This window comes from Halomonas sp. BL6, assembly GCF_006228115.1.
Lineage (GTDB): Bacteria > Pseudomonadota > Gammaproteobacteria > Pseudomonadales > Halomonadaceae > Vreelandella > Vreelandella piezotolerans.
The window spans coordinates 481,849-502,005 of the sequence record NZ_VDGL01000003.1 but is presented as its reverse complement, the minus strand read 5'-3'; the positions used below and the strand labels follow the sequence as shown (position 1 = coordinate 502,005).

21 protein-coding genes are annotated in these 20,157 nt (G+C 58.9%); 7 read left to right on the top strand and 14 right to left on the bottom strand.

Annotated features, from left to right (window positions below):
• Positions 1–31 precede the first annotated feature (31 nt).
• Positions 32–1,690: a methyl-accepting chemotaxis protein gene (locus FHJ80_RS09010; RefSeq protein WP_139526683.1), complete on the bottom strand. Its 1,659-nt coding sequence runs from the start codon at positions 1,688–1,690 to the stop codon at positions 32–34.
• A gap of 171 nt (positions 1,691–1,861) precedes the next feature.
• Positions 1,862–2,923, bottom strand: coding sequence for an NAD(P)-dependent alcohol dehydrogenase (locus FHJ80_RS09005; RefSeq protein ID WP_044628419.1), 1,062 nt, complete (start codon positions 2,921–2,923; stop codon positions 1,862–1,864).
• A 197-nt stretch (positions 2,924–3,120) separates the two neighbouring features.
• On the opposite strand from FHJ80_RS09005, the gene FHJ80_RS09000 reads away from it, so the two are divergent.
• Positions 3,121–4,017, top strand: a complete 897-nt coding sequence (locus FHJ80_RS09000) for an AraC family transcriptional regulator (protein WP_044628418.1) — start codon at positions 3,121–3,123, stop codon at positions 4,015–4,017.
• A 21-nt stretch (positions 4,018–4,038) separates the two neighbouring features.
• On the opposite strand, the gene FHJ80_RS08995 is transcribed toward FHJ80_RS09000, so the two are convergent.
• Positions 4,039–4,464 carry a VOC family protein gene (locus FHJ80_RS08995; protein ID WP_044628417.1) on the bottom strand — a complete coding sequence of 142 codons (426 nt, stop codon included), beginning with the start codon at positions 4,462–4,464 and terminating at the stop codon, positions 4,039–4,041.
• Positions 4,465–4,607: 143 nt separating this feature from the next.
• Here FHJ80_RS08995 and FHJ80_RS08990 point away from each other — a divergent pair, with 143 nt between their 5' ends.
• Complete coding sequence (locus tag FHJ80_RS08990; protein WP_139526681.1) at positions 4,608–5,483, top strand: LysR substrate-binding domain-containing protein; 876 nt, start codon at positions 4,608–4,610, stop codon at positions 5,481–5,483.
• Positions 5,484–5,530: 47 nt separating this feature from the next.
• Here FHJ80_RS08990 and mqo read toward each other — a convergent pair whose 3' ends face one another.
• Complete coding sequence (gene mqo / locus FHJ80_RS08985) at positions 5,531–7,186, bottom strand: malate dehydrogenase (quinone) (protein WP_139526678.1); 1,656 nt, start codon at positions 7,184–7,186, stop codon at positions 5,531–5,533.
• A 150-nt stretch (positions 7,187–7,336) separates the two neighbouring features.
• Between mqo and FHJ80_RS08980 the strand changes: the two genes are divergently transcribed.
• Positions 7,337–7,549 carry a DUF3820 family protein gene (locus tag FHJ80_RS08980; protein ID WP_139526677.1) on the top strand — a complete coding sequence of 71 codons (213 nt, stop codon included), beginning with the start codon at positions 7,337–7,339 and terminating at the stop codon, positions 7,547–7,549.
• Here the strand turns inward: FHJ80_RS08980 and FHJ80_RS08975 are convergent.
• Positions 7,546–7,896, bottom strand: a complete 351-nt coding sequence (locus FHJ80_RS08975) for a hypothetical protein (RefSeq protein WP_139526675.1) — start codon at positions 7,894–7,896, stop codon at positions 7,546–7,548. The two genes, FHJ80_RS08980 and FHJ80_RS08975, sit on opposite strands and share 4 nt — an antisense overlap.
• Before the next feature lie 108 nt (positions 7,897–8,004).
• Between FHJ80_RS08975 and FHJ80_RS08970 the strand changes: the two genes are divergently transcribed.
• Entirely contained in the window at positions 8,005–8,766 is a 762-nt protein-coding gene (locus tag FHJ80_RS08970) for a DUF1499 domain-containing protein (RefSeq protein ID WP_044628413.1), read from the top strand.
• 15 nt (positions 8,767–8,781) lie between these two features.
• Here the strand turns inward: FHJ80_RS08970 and FHJ80_RS08965 are convergent, their stop codons facing one another.
• The 6 genes from FHJ80_RS08965 to FHJ80_RS08940 all read right to left on the bottom strand — a co-directional run bounded on the left by FHJ80_RS08965 (position 8,782) and on the right by FHJ80_RS08940 (position 14,793).
• The gene (locus tag FHJ80_RS08965) at positions 8,782–9,159 is read right to left on the bottom strand and encodes a ribbon-helix-helix domain-containing protein (protein ID WP_139526673.1); all 378 of its coding nucleotides are present in this window, start codon (positions 9,157–9,159) and stop codon (positions 8,782–8,784) included.
• Between the two features lie 85 nt (positions 9,160–9,244).
• Positions 9,245–9,814 carry a DJ-1/PfpI family protein gene (locus FHJ80_RS08960; protein WP_044628412.1) on the bottom strand — a complete coding sequence of 190 codons (570 nt, stop codon included), beginning with the start codon at positions 9,812–9,814 and terminating at the stop codon, positions 9,245–9,247.
• Positions 9,815–10,007: 193 nt separating this feature from the next.
• A complete protein-coding gene (locus FHJ80_RS08955; protein ID WP_139526671.1) occupies positions 10,008–10,634 on the bottom strand; it encodes an SDR family oxidoreductase in 627 nt (208 codons plus the stop codon).
• A gap of 125 nt (positions 10,635–10,759) precedes the next feature.
• A complete protein-coding gene (locus FHJ80_RS08950) occupies positions 10,760–12,871 on the bottom strand; it encodes a methyl-accepting chemotaxis protein (protein WP_139526670.1) in 2,112 nt (703 codons plus the stop codon).
• Between the two features lie 49 nt (positions 12,872–12,920).
• On the bottom strand, positions 12,921–14,078 hold the full coding sequence (locus tag FHJ80_RS08945; RefSeq protein WP_139526668.1) for an ABC transporter substrate-binding protein: 1,158 nt from the start codon (positions 14,076–14,078) through the stop codon (positions 12,921–12,923).
• 103 nt (positions 14,079–14,181) lie between these two features.
• A complete protein-coding gene (locus FHJ80_RS08940) occupies positions 14,182–14,793 on the bottom strand; it encodes a flavin reductase family protein (RefSeq protein WP_139526667.1) in 612 nt (203 codons plus the stop codon).
• Positions 14,794–14,900: 107 nt separating this feature from the next.
• On the opposite strand from FHJ80_RS08940, the gene arfB reads away from it, so the two are divergent.
• Positions 14,901–15,323, top strand: a complete 423-nt coding sequence (gene arfB, locus FHJ80_RS08935) for an alternative ribosome rescue aminoacyl-tRNA hydrolase ArfB (protein ID WP_044628407.1) — start codon at positions 14,901–14,903, stop codon at positions 15,321–15,323.
• A gap of 38 nt (positions 15,324–15,361) precedes the next feature.
• Entirely contained in the window at positions 15,362–15,544 is a 183-nt protein-coding gene (locus FHJ80_RS08930; RefSeq protein WP_044628406.1) for a DUF1289 domain-containing protein, read from the top strand.
• On the opposite strand, the gene FHJ80_RS08925 is transcribed toward FHJ80_RS08930, so the two are convergent.
• Complete coding sequence (locus tag FHJ80_RS08925) at positions 15,529–16,578, bottom strand: proline racemase family protein (protein ID WP_139526665.1); 1,050 nt, start codon at positions 16,576–16,578, stop codon at positions 15,529–15,531. The genes FHJ80_RS08930 and FHJ80_RS08925 overlap by 16 nt on opposite strands.
• A gap of 11 nt (positions 16,579–16,589) precedes the next feature.
• Complete coding sequence (locus tag FHJ80_RS08920) at positions 16,590–17,762, bottom strand: zinc-binding dehydrogenase (RefSeq protein ID WP_139526662.1); 1,173 nt, start codon at positions 17,760–17,762, stop codon at positions 16,590–16,592.
• A gap of 240 nt (positions 17,763–18,002) precedes the next feature.
• Here FHJ80_RS08920 and FHJ80_RS08915 point away from each other — a divergent pair, with 240 nt between their 5' ends.
• Positions 18,003–19,181 carry a sugar MFS transporter gene (locus FHJ80_RS08915; RefSeq protein ID WP_139526660.1) on the top strand — a complete coding sequence of 393 codons (1,179 nt, stop codon included), beginning with the start codon at positions 18,003–18,005 and terminating at the stop codon, positions 19,179–19,181.
• Here the strand turns inward: FHJ80_RS08915 and FHJ80_RS08910 are convergent.
• Positions 19,178–20,146, bottom strand: a complete 969-nt coding sequence (locus FHJ80_RS08910) for a magnesium transporter CorA family protein (RefSeq protein WP_044628402.1) — start codon at positions 20,144–20,146, stop codon at positions 19,178–19,180. The two genes, FHJ80_RS08915 and FHJ80_RS08910, sit on opposite strands and share 4 nt — an antisense overlap.
• Positions 20,147–20,157 lie beyond the last annotated feature (11 nt).

Sequence of the window (20,157 nt, the reverse complement as noted above, 5' to 3'; positions counted from 1 at the left end):
CTGTTTCGTGACGTTCGAAATGGCTGCTTGGCTAGAACTCATCCCAATCGTCGTTGTTGGGCGCCGCCGCAGACGTAGCGGGCTTGGCAGGCGCATGCTGCGGCGGTTGCACTAATGTGGGTGCGCTGGCCGCTGGCGCTTGGCTACCTTCGGCCAGCCTGAAGGTGGCCATCAGCGTTGCCAACTGGCTCGCCTGAGCTTCCAGCGCGCTGGCTGCCGAGCTGGTTTGCTGCACCAGCGCGGCGTTTTGCTGCGTCACCGAGTCCATTTCCGTCAGCGCGGCATTGATCTGCTCGATGCCGCTATTTTGCTCGCGCGTTGCCGTGGAAATCTCGCCCATCAACGTGGTGACTTGGCGGATGGCATCGACGGTTTGGCTTAGGGTCTCCCCGCTGCGCTCGGCTTGAGTGGCGCCCGTGGTGATTTGCGACGTGGTCTGTTCGATCAGGCCCCGTATCTCTTTGGCCGACTCGGCACTGCGTGTCGCTAGGGAACGTACTTCGCTCGCCACCACCGCAAAGCCACGCCCCTGCTCGCCAGCCCGGGCCGCCTCGACCGAAGCATTCAGCGCCAGTATGTTGGTTTGAAAGGCAATCGAGTCGATCACTCCGATAATATCGTTGACCCGGTCGGCACTGGCGGCGATCTCACGCATGAGCTGAACGGTACGCTCGACCTCTTCACCGCTCGCCTCGGCAGACTGAGACGCCGTGACCGACAGTTGATCGGCCTCTTGCGCTATCTCGGCATTTTTACCCACCGTGGTGGCCATTTGCTCCATGCTCGAGGCCGTCTGCTGCAGCGCCGAGGCCTGCTGCTCGGTGCGCGACGAGAGATCTTGGCTACCCGATGAGATATCGCTGGCACCGCTGTAGACGTGCTCGCTGCTGCTGCGAAGGGACATGACCAGCGTCTTCAGTTTCTCTTGCATGGTCGCCAGGCCGATGAAGAGCTGGCCAATTTCATTATGTCCACGGTCCTCGATACGCCCGGTCAAATCACCGTTGGCGATGCGATCGAAATGGCCGAGCGCCTGCTGGAGCGGGTTCACCACGCCACGCATCATCGCGATACGAATGGCGATCGCCGCCAGCAGTGAAAACAGCAGCAAACCTATCGCCACTGCGCCGCCGATCGTCGCTAAGCGGTCTACCTGACTCATGACCTGCTGGCCGCGTGCTTCGGTGTAGGCCACGAACTCGCCCATCGCGACATCCAGGTCGGCTCCCAGCTCCCCCAACGCCTCCTGTTGGCGCTGAATTTGAAACGGCGCGGCGTCCAAGAGCGGCACGATGCCGTCGGTCACAAAGGCATGGTAGGCCTCGACCACGCTATCACGCCGTTGGGCCAATTCGCTGCCCGGCGTGACCGGGATCGCCGAGAACTCAGCGAAGCGGGTTTGCGCTGCCGCCACGGCCTCTGCCGCCATGGCTAAGCTCTGCTGCCCTTTGTCAGGGTTGCCTTGGGTACTGAAGCTGGCCGAACGGTCGAGGAAGGTTTGCGCTCTGAGCGCGTTCACTTGAGTACGGTTTGCCAAGTTGGCAAGCCGCACGTTGATATTATTGATCTCGTTGAGTGCTCGATCACTCGTTGTATTGGTGTAAAACCCCAGTGCACTGATCAAGCCAATCATCACGACGAGCAGCGCCAGGGCCGCCGTCAGGCTCCATTTTATGGAGAGTCGTTTCATCATTCTGTTCCCTTCTGCTTTTTTAGTCGTCACCCCACTCATCACGAGGGTAAAGCATCACAGGAAGTAATATGAAGACACTAAGACCTTTGTCTACCAACGAAGATGACATAACGAACGAACAAAAAAGCCCACCGCCATTTTGCGGTGGGCTTGTTGGAGCACGATGGCTTAGGCAGCGGTATCTTTCAACGTCGCCATGTCGATCACGAAGCGGTAGCGTACGTCCCCTTTCTCCATACGCTCGAAGCCTTCGTTGATCTTGTGGATATCGAGCATTTCGATATCGCAAGAGATGTTCTGCTCGGCACAAAGCTTGAGCAGCTCCTCGGTTTCCGCAATGCCGCCGATGAGAGAGCCTGCGACGACGCGGCGCTTGAACACCAGATTGAATGCTTCGATGGCCGGTTCGATGGGTTCTAGAAGGCCGACCAGAATATGCGTACCGTCGTACTTCAGCGATGCGAGGTAAGGGTTCAAGTCGTGTTGAACCGGCACGGTATCGAGCATGAAGTCGAACGTCTCGGCCACGGCGTCCATTTGCGCCTGGTCGCTGGAGACCACCACATGGTCGGCACCGTTACGCTTGGCTTCTTCCACCTTGGCATCGGAGCGCGTGAAGACCGTCACTTCGGCGCCCAATGCCTTGGCCAGTTTGACCCCCATATGGCCCAGGCCACCCATACCAATCACGCCTACTTTATGACCTTTGCCTACACCGTGATGCTTCAGCGGAGAGTAGGTGGTGATACCGGCGCACAGGATGGGGGCTGCTGAGGCTAGATCGATACCGTCCGGCATTTTCAGCACGAAGTGCTCACTGACGACGATGGCGTCGGAATAACCACCCTGCGTCATGGTGCCGTCTTGGCGGTCCGGGCTGCCGTAGGTCATGGTAAAGCCTTCCAAGCAGTACTGTTCGACGCCATCTTGACAGGCGGAGCAGGTGCGGCAGGAATCGACCATACAACCCACACCGACCAAATCACCGGCTTTGAAACGGGTCACGTCGCTGCCCACGGACGTCACACGGCCCACGATTTCGTGACCAGGCACCACGGGATACTGGGTCATGCCCCAGTCGTTGCGTGCAAAGTGCAGGTCGCTGTGACATACGCCGCAGTAAAGGATTTCAATGGCAACATCGTCAGGGCGAGGCTCACGACGATCAAAGGTAAACGGCGCGAGCGGCTTGTCAGCGGAAAACGCGGCGTAAGATTTTGCTTGGCTCATGAAAACTCCTTTTTTGATGCATCCCGCAGAGGCGGAAGGTGTTTTCATTATTGGCTGCCTAGGCGGAGATAGCGATGAACGAAGCTACGTTTTTTTTGCTTATTTCTCTATAAAAGGGTAATAAAATAACAAAAATGCACAGCAAAACGTCATAATTCTCGCGAACGATTCGACTGCATTTGCGTAAGGAGGGCCTTGTGGCCAGTACCGCACATGTTGGTAATGCGCTTGCCGACCTCATCATACCGCTCGTAAAAGGCGACGGCCCCAGCCCTTCCCGCTTGGATCGCGTCAGCCTGCTCTGCCTGGGCAGGCAGCAAGTCCGTACACCTCTGATGTATGACCCTTGTCTCATCATCATCGCTCAGGGGCGCAAAGTGGGCTATCTGGGCGACCGAGAGATTCACTACAATCCCGGGCACTATTTGGTCCAGACGCTGCCCATGCCGTTCGAGTGCGAAACGTACGGTTCTCCCGAGGCCCCGCTACTGGGTATGTCGGTCAAACTCGACCCAGCACTGCTCAGTGAAATGGTCACCGCGATGGGCGAGGGATACCCGCCAAGCAGCACCGCGCCTTTGCCCATGGCATCGGTCGCAATGAACGAAGGGATGCAGGATGCCGTCATGCGCTTGGCCCATACGCTGCACGATGCGGTTGCGTGCAGCGCCATGGGCGATGCCCGAATACGTGACGTGGTGTTCGAAGCGCTCAAAGGTGAACAAGGCCCGGCTTTGAGGGCGCTGGTGCAGGGGCACGGCAACTATTCACGCATCGTGCAGGTGCTCTCGCAGCTACATACCCACTTTGCAGAGGACTTTTCGGTAGAGCGGCTCGCGCAGCAGGCGAACATGAGCGTGTCGACGTTTCACCAGCATTTCAAGCAGATTACCCGCGCCTCGCCCGCTCAGTATCTCAAGCGGCTGCGCTTGATCAAAGCGCAGCAGCTCTTATTGCAAGATAGCCATAACGTGAATCAGGCGGCGCTGGCGGTGGGCTACCGCAGTGTGCCGCAGTTTAGCCGCGACTATAAGCGCTACTTTGGCGAGTCACCGCTTCAGCATCGTCGCCAGGAGCAGGCGCTGCGCGCTTAGTGGCCTTTAGACACGCCCTGCCTATTTAGCGAAGATCTGGCTCTTGTCTTTGAATGCCTTGAACTCGAGCGCATTGCCGCAGGGGTCGAGCAGAAACATGGTGGCCTGCTCGCCCACTTCGCCCTTGAAGCGAATGTAAGGCTCGATGACAAAGTCGGTGTTACGCGCTTTCAAGCGCTCGGCCAGCGCTTCCCACTCGTCCCACTCCAAAATGACCCCAAAGTGAGGCACCGGTACGTTATGACCATCTACCGGGTTGGTGTGGGCGCTCTCTTGTCCGGGCGTTTTGGGATGCTCATGGATCACCAACTGATGTCCGAAAAAGTCGAAATCGACCCAATGATCGCTGGAACGGCCCTCTTCTAGGCCAAACACATCGTTGTAGAAAGTGCGCGCCAAAGCGACGTCATAAACGGGAATGGCTAAGTGAAAGGGGGAAAGGCTCATGGGTGTCTCCTGATAGGTGCTTTTGTTGGTACACGGCTAGCGCGCTGCGCTTGACCCGTGTCACTATCCTAAAAGGCGCAATGTAAAAATTAAATCAATTGTTTTTTGATCTATTCACAAATTTTATTGATGAAAATCTCACCATGATCCGCGAACTCAAAACGCTCATCGCCGTTGCCCAGCACGGCACCTTTGCGGCAGCGGGCCAGCATATCGGCCTGACCCAAGCCGCCGTCAGCGCGCAGATGAAACGTTTAGAGGCAGCGCTTGGCGTAGCGCTGTTCGAGCGCAGCGGGCGGGCAGCGGTACTGACTAAGCGCGGACAAGAGACGTTGCAACAAGCGCAGGCACTGATAGCCCTATACGGCACCTTAGGCGCCGCTTCTGCTGGACAGGAAGCTGCCACTCGCGTCAACTTGGGTGCGATAGCATCCATTCAACGCTCGCTTCTGCCGAACGTATTGGCGCATTTTCACCGTCAGTTTCCCGAATGCCGCTCCCGCGTGGTGCCGGGGCTGTCTCTCGCACTGATGAACCAGGTGGATGCAGGGGAACTGGACATGGCGGTGATCATTCGACCGCCGTTTTCGCTGCATAGCGACCTGCGCTGGCAGCCGTTGGCCCATGAGCCGTTTCGTCTGCTGGTGCCCCGCAGGCTAACCACGGATGACTGGCGGGCGCTACTCACTCAACAGCCGTTCGTCCGCTACGATCGTGCCTCGTTCGGCGGCCGTCAGGTCGATCGTTTCTTGCGTGACAACCACTGCCACGTCAGGGACGTGTGCGAGGTAGACGAGCTAGACGCCATCATACAGCTGGTGGCCAACGGCGTGGGCGTGGCGCTAGTGCCGCAGCCAAGCGCCCTTCGGCGCTGGCCCGCGGGCGTGCGTGCCATCGACTTGAAAGAGCACACCTTCCATCGCGATATCGGTATCGTTCATCGCGCTAGCGGCCAGCTCAGCAAACCGGCCCAGGCACTGGCCGCCCTGCTGACGCAAGTCGCCGCAGCCGAACACTAAAACGCCAGCCCGAGGGCTGGCGCTAGTGAGCACGGAACGCATGTGGCTTAAGCCTCGGTAGTGCTTTCGGCTTCCGTACTGCTCTCTTCTGTCATGCTCTCTTCGTCTGCACTCGGCTCGTCTTGCGATGCCTCGTCAGCGCTGGGTAGGTTCATGGGCTCGTCTAAATTGAGCGTCTGTGCCGTGTAAGCGCGCACCTCGCGTAACAACTCAGGGTTCTCTGCCAGCTTTTGGCCGTACGAGGGAATGATCTCGGTCAGCGTAGATTGCCACTCGTCGCTGGCCACCTGAGTCGGGAAGACGCGATCCAGCAGGCCAAGCATGATCGACGGCGCAGTAGACGCGCCCGGCGACGCGCCCAACAGCGCGGACATGGTGCCGTCCTGCGAGGTCACCACTTCCGTCCCGAACTGTAGCACGCCGCCACGCTCGGGGTCGTTCTTGATGATCTGTACGCGCTGACCCGCCGTCCACAGCGTCCAATCGTCACGCTGGGCGTTGGGATAGTACGCCTGCAGCGCTTCGAAGCGGTCGTCGTCGGACATCAAGACCTGGCCGACGAGATAGCTGACCAGATTGAAGTTATCCAGACCGACTTCCATCATCGGCCAGGTGTTATCCAGCGTCATGGAGCCAAATAGATCCGTCCAAGAGCCCTCTTTCAAGAACTTACTGGAGAACGTGGCAAAGGGCCCGAAGAACAGCGCAAGCTCGCCATCCAGATAGCGCAGGTCCAGGTGCGGGACGGACATGGGCGGCGAACCTTCACCCGCTTTCCCATACGCTTTCACGTCGTGCTGTGACACGACATCCGGATTGGTGGTGTAGAGAAACTGGCCACCCACAGGGAAACCGGCGTATACCTCGGCTTCGGGAATGCCCGATGCCTGCAGCAGCGGAAGCGCTGCACCACCGGCGCCGATGAACACGTAGCGAGCATCCACCGTGCTCTCTTCACCGCTGTCCAGGTGGGCAATGGTGACTTGCCAGGTATCGTCGTCGTTACGGCTCAGGTCACGTACTTCGCTGTGCAAACCGAGCGTAAAGTGCTCGCTGCGCGTCAGCGCTTCGACCATTTCACGGGCCTGAGCACCGTAGTTCACTTCGGTGCCCATTTGCATGCGCGTGGCGGCCACTGGGCGGTCGTCGTTGTCACGACCTTCCATGATCAGCGGCATCCACTCGGCCAGCTCTGCGCGATCTTCCGAGTACTCCATGCCCACGTACAGCGGGTTCTGCGTCATGGCGTCGTAACGCTCGCGCAGGAAGCTGACGTCTTCATCGCCCCACACCACGGCAATGTGCGGCACGCTATTGATAAATGAGGAGGGTTCACCAAGAATGCCGTTCTCGACTTGATGCGCCCAAAATTGACGAGAAATTTCGAACTGCTCGGTGACGTTGATGGCGCGCTGGATCTCGACACGGCCACTGGCATCCGGCGTGTAGTTCATTTCCATGAACGCAGAGTGGCCACTACCGGCGTTGTTCCACGCGTTGGAGCTCTCTTGCGCCACTTCACCAAGACGCTCGTAAAGGTGAATGTCCCACTCCGGCTCTAACTCTTGCAGGTAAGTGCCTAGCGTAGCGCTCATGATACCACCGCCGATGAGCACCACATCGATCGGTTCATCGGCGGAAACAGGCGATGTCGCCAAGGCTAAAAGTGGTGAACAAAGTAACAGACTTAAACGTTTTTGCATGTCATGTCCCTGACGATACAGAAATGACGTACCGGAACAGCAGGTGCCCAGCGTCGAGGAGGGTAAAAGAATTGCGACGAAAGTCTAACAAATAACCGCGGGCGCGGGAATATAAAAGAGAGCTTAAATGAGAATGAAAGGAATTAACGAATGAAACCCGAGGATTTAGAAAAACTGGTCACGCGCAAGATGCCTTTCGGTAAATACGAGGGCTGGCTCATTGCGGATTTGCCGGGCCCTTATTTGAACTGGTTTGCTCGGGAAGGATTTCCCCAAGGGGAGATCGGTCAGCTACTGCACCTGATGCATGAAATCGACCATAACGGCCTGAGCGACCTGCTCACGCCGCTGCGCGCCCGCTAACGAGCGCGCAGCGCCTGCTCCCGCTCTTCGACGTAACGGCGGCGATGCTGGGCGGGGTCGTTCGGAAACCGGCCTAACGCGACGGCTTTTTGGAAAAAACCGTTGGCCGGTATATCGTCTCCCCGACGGCTGATCACCAGGGCGGCGATCATCGGCCGCCCGGCGGCGACGTCCTGCTCCATTAACTGCTCCAGCGCTTGTGTCACCCGTGCAATGGTGCGCGGTGGCGTCAGCCCCAAGGCGTTAGCAACCTGCTGATAGTTCATGGGCAGTGCACTGGTGGGTGCCTGAATGAGGAGCGTGCGCACTTGGTGGGCAAGCATAGCGATGGCATCGGATGAGCGCATTGGGTCGTGACTCGCTGATTCAATCATGTGGTAGAAATAGCCACGCTACCACATCGCTGGCTATGCTGTGGCCAGACGATACGTTCCTATCACTGCGAGGAGAGACAGATGGTCGGTAGACGCAATCAGCGACATTACAGCCGCTGGCCTAAAGCCTTTGCCTGGCTAAGCGTGCTGGCGCTCGTGGCGGCAGCGCTATTAATGGCAGGGGCTGGCCCCGCCTATCGCTGGCAGTGGGTCGGCTTAGGAGAGGCCTTCAACCTGCTACGTAATGGTGTCTATGCAGCCACGGCGGCAGTGGCGCTGAGCGTGTTGGTGCTACTCATCAGCGCATTCACTCGGCGGGGCGGCACGGCGATCGTGGCCATTGGCGTGCTCATGCTCACCGCAGCCCTACTCTACATGCCCTGGCAACAGTGGCAGCGCGCTCAGCAGGCGCCGGTCATCCATGACATCACCACCGATACCCAAAACCCGCCAGCGTTCGCTGCCCTGCGGGAGGCCCGCGAAGCCGCCCCCAACGAAGTAGACTACCCAGGCGAGGCGACCGCCGAGCAGCAGCAAGCGGCCTACCCGAACGTTCGCCCCTTGGTCGTCGATGCCCCTGCCGCCACCGTACTGGCTGCAGTGCAGGCCGAAGTAGAGGCCGCCGGTTGGAACATTGCCGAGATTACCCCTACCGGTTTGGAAGCCACCGCCGTGACGCGCTGGTTTGGGTTCGAAGATGACGTGGTCATTCGGCTGACCGAGCAGGGCAACCGCACTCGGGTGGACATGCGCTCGGCTTCGCGGCTGGGGGCCAGCGATGTAGGCACCAATGCGCAGCGTATCGAGACGTTTATGAGCGCGCTGCGCGAGCGGCTGGAGTAACTCAGCCGGACGTGGCTAGTGAACGTGCTTTTTGTTGAGGACGTCTTTATGCAGCGTGCTTTCACGGGAAAGAATCTGCTGGGCGTCCAGCTCACCGATGGGCACGGCTACGTTGGCGGGAATATCGCCGCTAAGCTGTAGCGCCTGGTAACGCAGCGCGCAGACCCTCAAGAACGAGGTGAAATTCCCCAGGTCATGGCCCGCATCGATCGACTCGTGATATAGCCGAGTGATCATCTGTGCGGTGTTCATTCCGTCGCGCTGCGCGATCTCTTCCAGCAGTCGCCAGAAATAATTTTCCATCCGCACGCTGGTCACCATACCATCGATGCGCAGCGAGTGGGTGGCGCTGCGCCATAGGTCAGGGTCCGCATCGATAAACAGTTTGCACATGGCCATCTCCCCTCTTCGTCTCATTCAGCATAGCCGCCGAGCAAGCGCGCGCCCAGCGCAGGCGCGCACCTGTTGCCGATCGCCGCTACTGATCGAGTAACGCCATGAACTGCGCCAGCCAAGCAGGATGGGCAGGCCATGCGGGTGCGGTGACCAGGTTGCCATCGGTCACCGCGTCGGTGACCTCTATGTCCGCGAACTGCCCGCCTGCCAACTCGACCTCAGGTTGACAAGCAGGGTACGCCGAGCACCGTTTTCCCTCCAGCACCTTGGCCGCGGCCAGCAGTTGGGCGCCATGACAAATCGCCGCCACCGGTTTCTGGGCATCGAAGAAGTGCGTCACCATCGCTAACACTTCTTGGTTCAGCCGCAGGTACTCTGGCGCTCGGCCACCGGGCACCACCAGGGCGTCGTAATCGGCAGGGTCGACGCTGGCGAAATCCGCATTCAGCGCAAAGCGGTGGCCCGGCTTCTCGGTGTACGTCTGGTCGCCTTCGAAATCGTGAATGGCGGTGGCCACGGTATCTCCCGAGGCTTTGCCGGGGCAAACCGCATCGACACGGTGACCTACCGCCATCAGCGCTTGGAAGGGCACCATGGTTTCGTAATCTTCGGTAAAATCACCGGTGATCATTAGAATACGCTTGCTGCTCATCTCCGTTCTCCTTGTGATTGTCGTCGGTGGAGCACGCCGTAGGCGTGTGGTGGCAGAGTAGCAAGCCGCCAGAGAACGGGGGTAGTACGCCATTACTACAGCGCGTCAGCGATACGTACGGCTCGCCCCAACGCAAAAAAGAGCGCAAAAAAAGCCCGCTACGAGTGAGCGGGCTTGGCACGACAGGTCGGGGTTACAGAAGCGCGTCGACGGGGCGCTTGCCGTCCAACAACGTGATGTCTCGATTGACGAGACCAGGGGTTTGCACCACGCGCAGCAGTGCATAGGCCACGTTGGCCCGGGAAATTTGGTTATCGCCCGCTTCGTCCACGCTGCTAGCGAACTTGAGGGTCGGCGCTTCGTCGGTAAGACGGCCAGGCTTGACGATGACATGGGAAACGTCACTGTGGCGCAGGTGGGCATCGGCGGCGAACTTGGCCGCCATATAGGGGCGCATTTTTTCAGGCGCCTCCAGCGGCTTTTCTGCCCGCATGGCGCTGACCATGATATAGCGCGAGAGCCCCTTCTGGCTGGCAATATCGGCCGCACGAATCGCGCCAAATAGATCGATCAATAGCGTTTTGTCAGGGCCTGTGTGTGGACCAGAACCGGCGGTAAAGACGACTTGATCGCATCCTTCGAAGGCGTGCTCCATCTCGCCTTCTAAATCGCCCACGACGGTACGAATTCCCCGTTCTTGGAACCAAGTGGCCTGCTCTTCGTTACGAATCATGGCTTTGATGGGCGTGCCTGCCTCTTTGGCTAATGCACAGAACTGTTTACCGATCTGACCATTGGCACCAATCACTAAGGTCGTCATTTTGCCTCCTTGTCTATCGTGTCCCCTGTATCAGTGTAGGCGGTGCGTCCAAAGTTCAACCGTCAATACAAACACGGCGGGCACCTTCCGGTGCCCGCGACAAGACCGAACGCCCCACCCCGGGGCTAAGTCAGGCTATGGTGCTCGGGCTGGCTTGGCAGCGCGGCCGGTTGGCCAACGCCATGACTAACGTGAAACCGGCTTACCAAGGTATGCATATCGCCTGCGCGTTCATCCAACGTATGGCTAGCGCTGGAGGCCTCTTGCACCAAGCGTGCGTTTTGATGCGTTACTTGATCCAACTGTGAAATGGCCTGGTTGATCTGATCGATACCGGCCGACTGCTCTTTCGTCGCGTCTGCAATCTCCGTGACGTAACGAGTTACCTCGGAGAGGCTATCGACAATATCCTGCAAATGATGGCTCGATGCGTTTACTAACTGCTCGCCTTCGCTTACTTTTTGTACGCTGTCGTCTACCAAGTGGCGAATTTGCGCGGCCTCTTCTGCACTGCGCCCTGCCAGCTTACGCACTTCTTGAGCGACCACGGCAAAGCCTCGTCCTTGTTCACCCGCTCGGGCTGCTTCCACCGAGGCGTTCAGTGCCAGCAAGTTAGTCTGGAAGGCAATATCGTCGATGGCTTTGATGATGGAGGTGATTTTTTCACTCGCTTGACGAATGTCACTCATGGCCGCCGTCGTGCGTTTGGCGACATCACCCGCCGAGCGCGCGCGGTCATCCACGCTGTTGCTCGCGCCCTTGGCCTGATCGGCATAGTCGGCGGTCTGCTTGACGGTGGCGGTAATCTGCTCGAGGCTGGAAGCCGTCTCTGCCAGCGATGCCGCCTGTTGGTCAGTACGCTGAGAGAGGTTTTCATTCCCGGAGGCGATCTGGCGGCTGCTTGCGGCAATCGCCTCGGCGCTTTCACGGATCTGAGACACCATGCCTTCGAAGGTGTCCATCATACGGTTGAACGCTTGGGCAGCTTGACCGACTTCGTCATTACGCTGCAGCGCCAGCCGCATGGAAAGGTCGGCATTTTCACCGGCGGCACCGCTGATGCTCTCCATCTGACGACGCATGGCCACCAGCGGCCCCAGTACGCGTACCAATGTGCGCCAGCCAAAGATGGCCAGTACGACGATCACGCCCAAGGTAACCAACACCAGCAGCGTACGGCCCGCATTCGCCAACGTCTCGGCCTCTTCACTGGCGCTCGCCGCCTGGGCGACGGTGTAGGCTTCGATGTCGCCTAGCGCTGAGCGCATCTCACGTGTTGCCGCCGCCACGTTCGCCAACGCCGCTTGCACTTGAGCACCCAGATCCAGTTGCTGCTGGCGCAGCGCGTAGACCGAATCGGCATCTTCCACCATCAACCCGTTCAGCTCGACGATGACCTCATCGAGTTCGCCAATGAGCACGCGCTGCTCGACGGTCGTGCTGGGGGCCTCGGCAATGGCCGCCAAAGACTGTCGTGCCAGCGCCACCTGTTGGGAAATTTCGTTGCTACGCAGATTGACCAACGCATCGATGCTATCCACCTGCATCATTTGTCGCCCCAGATCGGACAGCGTGGCAACGGCCATACGGGCGTTGCCGCTCAGACGACCGATATCGACACGAGCAGAGAACATGCTATCCAACAGTTGAGTCGGCAGCGTGGTGGTGCCCTCTTCCCGCCATGCTTCCATGAGTTCGCGCTGCCGACGCTCTTCGCGCACCTGAGCCAAAGCGGTACGTCCGGCGATGTCTTCGGCACTGCGCATGACGTTAGTGATGGCCGCCTGCATTTGAGCAATCTGCTCGGCCATTTGGGCCTGCAGGCTCAGCGCATCGCGCCGCACGTTTTCCAACGCCTCGTCGCCAGCCATTAGCTCTTGGTACTGGCTATCCAGTGCAGCGAGCTGCGTTGCGGCATTGGTCTGCTCGATACGCGCAAGCCCCGTGCGGGCTTGGCTATAGCGTGCTGCCAACTCACTGCGCGGCGTGACCTCTTCCAACGCTTGGAGATTACCAGCGGCGAGTAGATCGGCATGTCGCTGGCCAAAGGCACCCATGGTCAATACCATGCTGCGGCTCGCATCTTGCAGCGGCAGCACCTCATCGGCCACGAAGTGCTGAACGTTGATCAGCCGCTGGTTGGTCATCCACCCAGTGCCGGCCAACACGATGCTGCCCAGCACGGCGGCGACAAAGAGGCTAATGAGCATCGCGCGGATACTTATGGTTTTTTTCATCAGGGGTATTCGCTGTGTCAGAGATTGCAAACGGAATAGAGAGCCACGGCTAGCGGGCTAGGCTGTTCCAATCCACCGGTTCGAACTGGCCATTTCGGATAATGGTAGGCCAGACGGCATCGCTGGCTTGATGGTCGTTAGGGCCCAATGTGAGCGGTTCGCCAACGCCGATATCGATACTGCCCAGGCTCAAAAGCCCGTTGACCACCGCTTCACGATCGGGGTTATTACCCGCCGCCTTGAGGCCTTCGGCAAACAGCTTGGCGGCTAGGTAGCCTTCCAGGGAAATAAAGTCGGGGGTGGCATCGGGGGCGTACTCTGCCAACGCCTGACGATACTCTTCGACGGCCGGCAGATCGGCATCCAACGGCGGTACCACTTGCGTCACGATGACCCCCTCCGCCTGCGGGCCAAGCACCTCTAGCAGCGCCTGGCTACCGACGAATGAGACATTTAGAAACAGCGCATCGGGCAGGTCTTGTCGCGCTTCACGAATGAAGTCAGCGGCCGGGCCAAAGGTGCCGACGATGATCACTGCCTTGGGTGTGACCGGTGCCTGAAGAATACTGGCAAGCCCTTGATGAACGTTACGCGTTCCGCGGGTGAAACGACCATGAACCAGTTGGGAGGTATTCAAGACGCCTTGGGCATTGAGCGCGCGAATTGCACCGTTATAGCCCGCGTCGCCAAAACTGTCGTTTTGGGTAAAAAATGCGATCTCTTCGGGCTCTATACCAGCCGCAAGAAGGCCATCGATCATTGCTGCCGTTTCTTGAACGTAGCTGGCACGGTAGTTGATGACATAACGATCGGGCGGTGAGCGGCGCAGAATCCCCGCCCCGGTGAATGCCCCAAATAGCAGCGTCTTTTGCTGATTATAGATCGGGATAGTGACCGCTGCCGTAGGCGTTCCTACATTGCCAATCGCGGCAAGCAGGCGATCGTTACCCACTAGCTCGCGGGTGTACTTGGCTGCCTGCAGCGGCGAGTATTGATCATCGAACGTCGTGAGGCTGATCGTTTGACCATTGATCCCACCTTCGTCGTTGAGCTTGGCAAAGTAGGTGTCGATGCCCTGCTGCATACCAATGCCCAGAGGAGCAGCACCGCCGCTTGCGGGCGCCACCATGCCGACTTCGAGTGCGGCATGAGCCAGCGGAGCAGCCAAAAGCCCCGCCGCCATTAGCCATGTTGTGATTCGACGCATTGGTTCTCTCCCACATCGCGATGCTTGTTTCTAATATCGGCGGAAGAGTATACGACTTAAGCTTGGCGAGCTTTAAACAGAGTGTAATAAAACGTAGCGTTAATTAAGCAGGCCGCTCGATGGCGAAGCGGTCAGTGATGCGCACGTAGTCACTCCCTGCCAAGCGGCCGACCGGTTGAAGCGCGGCCATGTTTACGTGACGACCGTCCCACAGCGTATCGTCGATATGAATCGACACGATTTGCGCCAACACTAGGCTACCCGCTAGCGGCCGATCGCCAAAACGCTTCACTTCCAACAGTGTACAGCCAAATGCCACCGGGGCCGCTGCGATGCGTGGCACGCTCACCCCCGGCATGGTGGCCTTTTCCAGCCCTGCCAACGTGAACTCGTCTTCGTGTCTTGGCAAGCTGGCGCTCGTGGTATTGAGCGCATCGACCAACCCTTCGGTGCCGACATGTACCACGCACTCTTGGACTTCTGCCAAATTTCGCAACGTGTCTTTGGGTTGGGCGCTGCCATCTAACAGCGGCGAAAACGCTAAAATGGGTGGGTCGATGCTGGCCACGTTGAAAAACGAGAATGGCGCTAGGTTGGCGTTCCCCTGCTTGTCCTGAGTAGCCACCCAGGCAATCGGTCGTGGGCAAACGCAGCCCGATAGCAGCCGGTAGAGACTACCTGCACTGAGCGGCGACTCGGTCAATAGAGTATTCATGGACTCTCCTGATGGCGTGGCAAGAACGGTGCCCTTAATAGGCCGCTGGCGCCTACCCTCTGTCAAGTATGTTAGCCTACAGACTCATACAACGATCCGGGAACGGAATGCTCACTATTACCAATAGCGTTAGCTTGGCCGACTGGGAAATCGACATTAGCCAAATTCGCGCACAGGGGGCAGGCGGTCAGAATGTCAATAAAGTCGCGTCTGCGGTGCATTTACGTTTCGACATTCAGCGTTCGACGCTGCCGCCGGTCTACAAAGAGCGACTAATGGCCCTGTCGGACCAGCGTATCAGTAAAGAGGGGGTAGTGATCATCAAAGCTCAGAGCTACCGCACGCTCGAGCTGAATAAAGAGGACGCCTTGAACCGCCTCGAGGCGCTGATCAAGAGCGTGGCCAAACAGCCCAAAACGCGCCGTCCTACGAAACCTACGAAAGCCTCTCAGCGCCGCCGAGTGGACCACAAAACCCGGAAAGGCAAGCTCAAGTCGCTACGTGGTAAAGTGCCAGCCAGTGAGCGCTGATCGCTTTCCCCTTTCTACTACTTGACACAGTGAACTCGATGCCATCGACACCTCGCCCGCTATCGCCCTGTATTCACGTATGCCAGATCGAGCCGAACACCCAAACGTGCCAGGGATGCGGGCGCACGTTGGATGAAATTGCCTGCTGGGGAAGCATGACCGAGGCCGAGAAGGCCCCGGTGTGGGAACGAATCGAACAGGAGGGCTACGTCTCTTCGTGATGGCGATCACTCAGGATATGATGCAACTCGCCACAGGCGACCATCGGGTCGTCGCAGTTGATCACGATACTCGACTCCGCCAGCACGTAGCTGCGTCCCGTAATGGTGTTTTCCACCACTTGATAAGCCCCTTCTTGATGCGTGCCGGTAAACGTGCCAATGAAGCCGGTTTCCCTAAGCGATACGGTTTCCAGCTTATCGCCGAGGCTCAACCGCCCCTCGTAATTCATTAGCGCTAGCCTTGCCGACGTGCCGGTGCCCGTGGTACTCCGGCAAATGACGCCGGGGTGCACGTAGGTGGTCGACCGCGAGCGGATATAACCTTCGGCGATCGGCTCTTCGGGCCCCATGAAGTGCAGAAAAGGCAGCGGACCCACGTCGCCTAGGGTGTAGTGGGAGAAACCGCGTTGCGCCTTGATGGCCTCCACGATTTTGTACGCACAAGCCGCCAGCGCCTGCTCTTCATCACGCACCAGCTTGAAGCCCAACGCCTCGGCATCGACCAAGGCGTAAAAACCGCCACTATAGGCGACGGAGTAGGTGACTTCCCCAATCCCTGGCACTTGAATGGTGTCGCGATAGGTATCGATATAGCTCGGCAGGCCTTCGCAGGTCACGTACTCCACCACGCCGTTGTGCACTCGGGCCTCGATTTGAACCAGCCCTGCCGGGGCCTCTAACTTGAAGCGTTGAATTCCCTCCTGCTTGGGCACGATGCCGGTTTCCAGAACGGCCGTGGCCGTGCACAGCGTGTTCGAGCCGGAATAGATCGGGTAGCCCATCACTTCCATGATGATGTATCCGGCCACGGCTTCCGGGTCGGTGGCAGGCACCAAGAGATCCACCGACATTTCGGGAATGCCGTAGGGCTCTTCTAACAACAAACGGCGCAACCCGTCGGCGTCGTCGCGCAGGTACTCCATCTGTTGACGCACCGTCGCACCGGGCAATGCATCGATGCCGCCCGTGACGATGCGGCTGACATCTCCCCCGGCATGGGTGTCCAACAATCGAATCGTATGCAGGTTTTTCACTCACCCGGCTCCTAGGCAGAGGTTATGGCAAATGGGGCACCGTGGGTGTCCCACTGGGCATCGGGAACGATGACGATTTTCCCCAGGTAGTTGCTGCCTCGGTTCACGAAGTAGCGCTCGGCCTGATGCAAGTCAGAGAGTTTGAACGCGCCATGCAGCACCGGTTTTAACTCACCGCTGCGTATCCACGCTATCAACTGCTCTGCTTCTTCCCGAGTACCGTGGGACACGCCGACTATCTGCACCTGATAGAGATAGATGCGGGTCCACATGATCTCGCTGAGGTTACCGCCGCTGGCACCGGCAATGGAGAGCCGGGGGTAGGTGGTGCGGCGCTGCATGTCGCCGATCATGGTGTCGATGAACGGATCGGTCATCTCGCCACCGACGAGATCCATGACGGCATCGATGGCATGGCCCTCGGTGGCGGCCAGCACACGCTCGACGAAGGTGGGCAGGTCGCCCCGATCGATGACGGCTTCTGCGCCCAGCGCGCGCAGTGCATCGGCTTTATCGAGCTGGCTAACGGCGTAGGGAATCGCGCCGACGATACGGCACAGCTGGATCAACGCCGTGCCCACCCCGCCGCTGGCGCCGCTGACGAGGATACGCTCGCCCGTCTGGACATTGGCCTCCGTCATCATGTGGTAGGCCGTTTGATACGAGCACATGCCCATGGCCGCAAGCTCGGCATCGTGTAGCTCAGGGTTGGGGACATGGTGAAACTGGTCGGCAGGCACTGCCACGTACTCGGCGTAGCCGCCGTCTGCGCCGTGTCCGTAGTAGTCCGGCGTCAGGTTAATGTCACGACGCTCGTCGGCATACAAATTGAAATCCAGCAGCCCGCGCTCCCCGATACGCCGGGGATCGACCCCCTCGCCGACAGAAACGACCCGACCTGCCACGTCAGCGCCTTGAATACGCGGAAACGTCAGGGTCGGCGACCCACCCATGGCAAACGAGGTCACGTCCTCTTTGCCTTTGGTGGGGTATAAGCCTTCGCGCGCTTTGCGGTCGGTGTTGTTTTTCGCCGTCGCCGTGACTTGCACCAGCACCTGTCCAGGGCCGGGCGTTGGCGTGGGAACGTCCTGACGGTATTGCAGAGCGTCGACATCACCGTGACCGGTCAAGAGCATCGCCGACATCGTGGCCGGAATCGTTGCGCTGTTATCCGTGTGGGCCATGGGTGGTTCCTTGTTGAGTGCATATGTCGCGACGATAACAAACGCCGGGCGAGGTTCAAGGGGGCGAACGAAGGACAGCATGCCCTCGATCACGATGGATGAGTAGAGCACATAGTGCCCTTAAGCCTCACTCCCCCAGTCAGCCGCCTGGCGGGTCGTCAACTTTTCGCCAATAGTGAGAGTAAGCAAAACCCGTCAAGCTACGGGTCGACCGTGCTTCTGCCCCTGCCAAGGATCGGTATGCTTCACTTCACCTCGACGTACCATCGCCGTCTCACCTGGACCTACTTTGGCCTGTTCATTGCCATTGGGATGACCGGCGGACTGCTTGGCCCAGCACTGCCCCATTTGGCCGAGGCCAGCGGTGCCTCCATGAGCCAAATCGCCGTGCTGTTCACTGCACGTGCCGTTGGCAACATGAGCGGCGCCATGGTCACCGGGCTGCTCATGGATCGCTTCAACGGCCACCGCGTGTTGGTGATGATGGGCGTGCTGGCGGTAGCCGGACTGGCGCTGGCCCCGCTTAGCCCGCTTCTGCTGCTGTTGACGCTGCTGTTCATGCTGCTGGGATTTGCGGAGGTATCGCTCAACGCGGGCGGGAACACGCTGCTTTTGTGGCTGCACCGAGACGCAGCGGGCCCCAATGTAAGCGCGCTGCACTTCTGCTTCAGTTTCGGCAACATGCTCACGCCGCTGATCATGATTGCTGCGCTATCCCTCACCGGACAGTTTCACCTCACGTTTTGGATCGTCGCGGCCAGCGTGGCTGCCATGCTGTGGCCGCTGTCGCGCTTCGTCAGCCCGTCCATGCCCACCGTTGACCCTAATCCCGCGTCCTTGGCTACGCTCAAACACCGCGACCCGCTCTTGCTGGGGCTATTCATGCTACTGTTTTCTCTTTATGTGGGCATCGAAATTACGTTCGCCGGCTGGGTCACCGCATACGGTACGCTCTCTGGATTAACCACCGAGCAGGCGGCGTTGCTGGCAACGCTGTTCTGGCTGGCGCTCTCGGCGGGACGCCTGCTCGCCATCCCGCTACTACGCGTTTGCTCACCTTGGCAGGTGCTCGCTGGCTGCCTAGCGCTGGGGCTGAGCGCAGCGGCAGGTCTGCACCTCAACGCGCTGCCGCCAAGCGCTGGCGCGCTGCTGTTTGGCCTCTCCGCCTCGGCGTTTTTCCCTACGCTGTTTGCACTGTGCAACCAGTCGATCGTCATGCGCGGGCGCACCACCGGCGCCATCTTTACCGCCGCGGGCAGCGGGGCGCTGGTCATTCCGTCACTGACCGGCCCGCTGCTGGATTTGGCGGGTGCGGGGGCGTTTCCTATATTGTTGGCCACGCTTTGGCTACTGATTGCGCTGGGGCTCTTACTGTTGGCCAGTCGTCTGCGGCAATTGGCGGTTCGACAAGGGGGTTAAAACCAGCGTTTCCGTTTGAACAGCCAAATGAGCACCCCACCAATCCCTAGCATGGCCCCCCAAACGAAAAAGTAGCCGTACTGATAGCTCAGTTCTGGCATGTACTCGAAGTTCATGCCGTAAATACCGGCGATAAAGGTTAGCGGGACGAAAATAGCGGTAATCACCGTCAACACCCGCATGGTGATGTTCAACTGGTGTGATGAAATGGAGATATAGCCGTCGACGAGATCGCCACAAATGTCGTAGTACATTTGCGTTAGGGTGTAGAGTCGCTCGAAACGTTCTTCGACATCGGTTATGGCATGCAGCGTTTCGCTTTCGCCTCGCGGCAAGTGCGCGTAGTCGTACGCCGTCAGCTCTTGGGTGATGCCTTTGTGATAGCTGAAGATCCGGCGCATTTTGACCAGACGCGAGCGATACGTGGTGATTTTACGCATCAACACGTCGTTACCATTGTCTAGCAGCTCGTCCTCGAGATCACTGAGCTCCGTTTCGAATTCCAGCAAGCTATCGATATAAAAGCCCGCCGAGGTGTACATCACTCTCAGTGCCACCTGCTCGGGTGACTGGGCCAATAGCGTTTTGCCGTGCTCATTGAGTAAGCGTTCGATACTCATCGCTTCACCGGGGTGCAAGGTCACCAAAAAGCGTTCGCCGACGAAGAAACAGATCTGCTGAGGTACGAAGTTTAGTTGGGCATCGAACGAGGAAATGCCGCGATAGATGATCAGCGTGTGATTGTCGAACTCTTCGATTTTCGGCGGATGGCGCTCTTTGTGGGCGTCTTGTATGGCCATCGGGTGACACTCGAAGCGCTCCAGTATCTCACGCTCCTGCGCTTCGCTCTCTCCTTTCATGTCGACCCACAAGTGTGCTGTGGGCATGCGCATCCACTCGTCCATCAGGCGAATGTCGCCCTCGCGCACGTCGCCCTCTGGGGTGGTCAATAGACAACGAATCATACTCGTCCTTG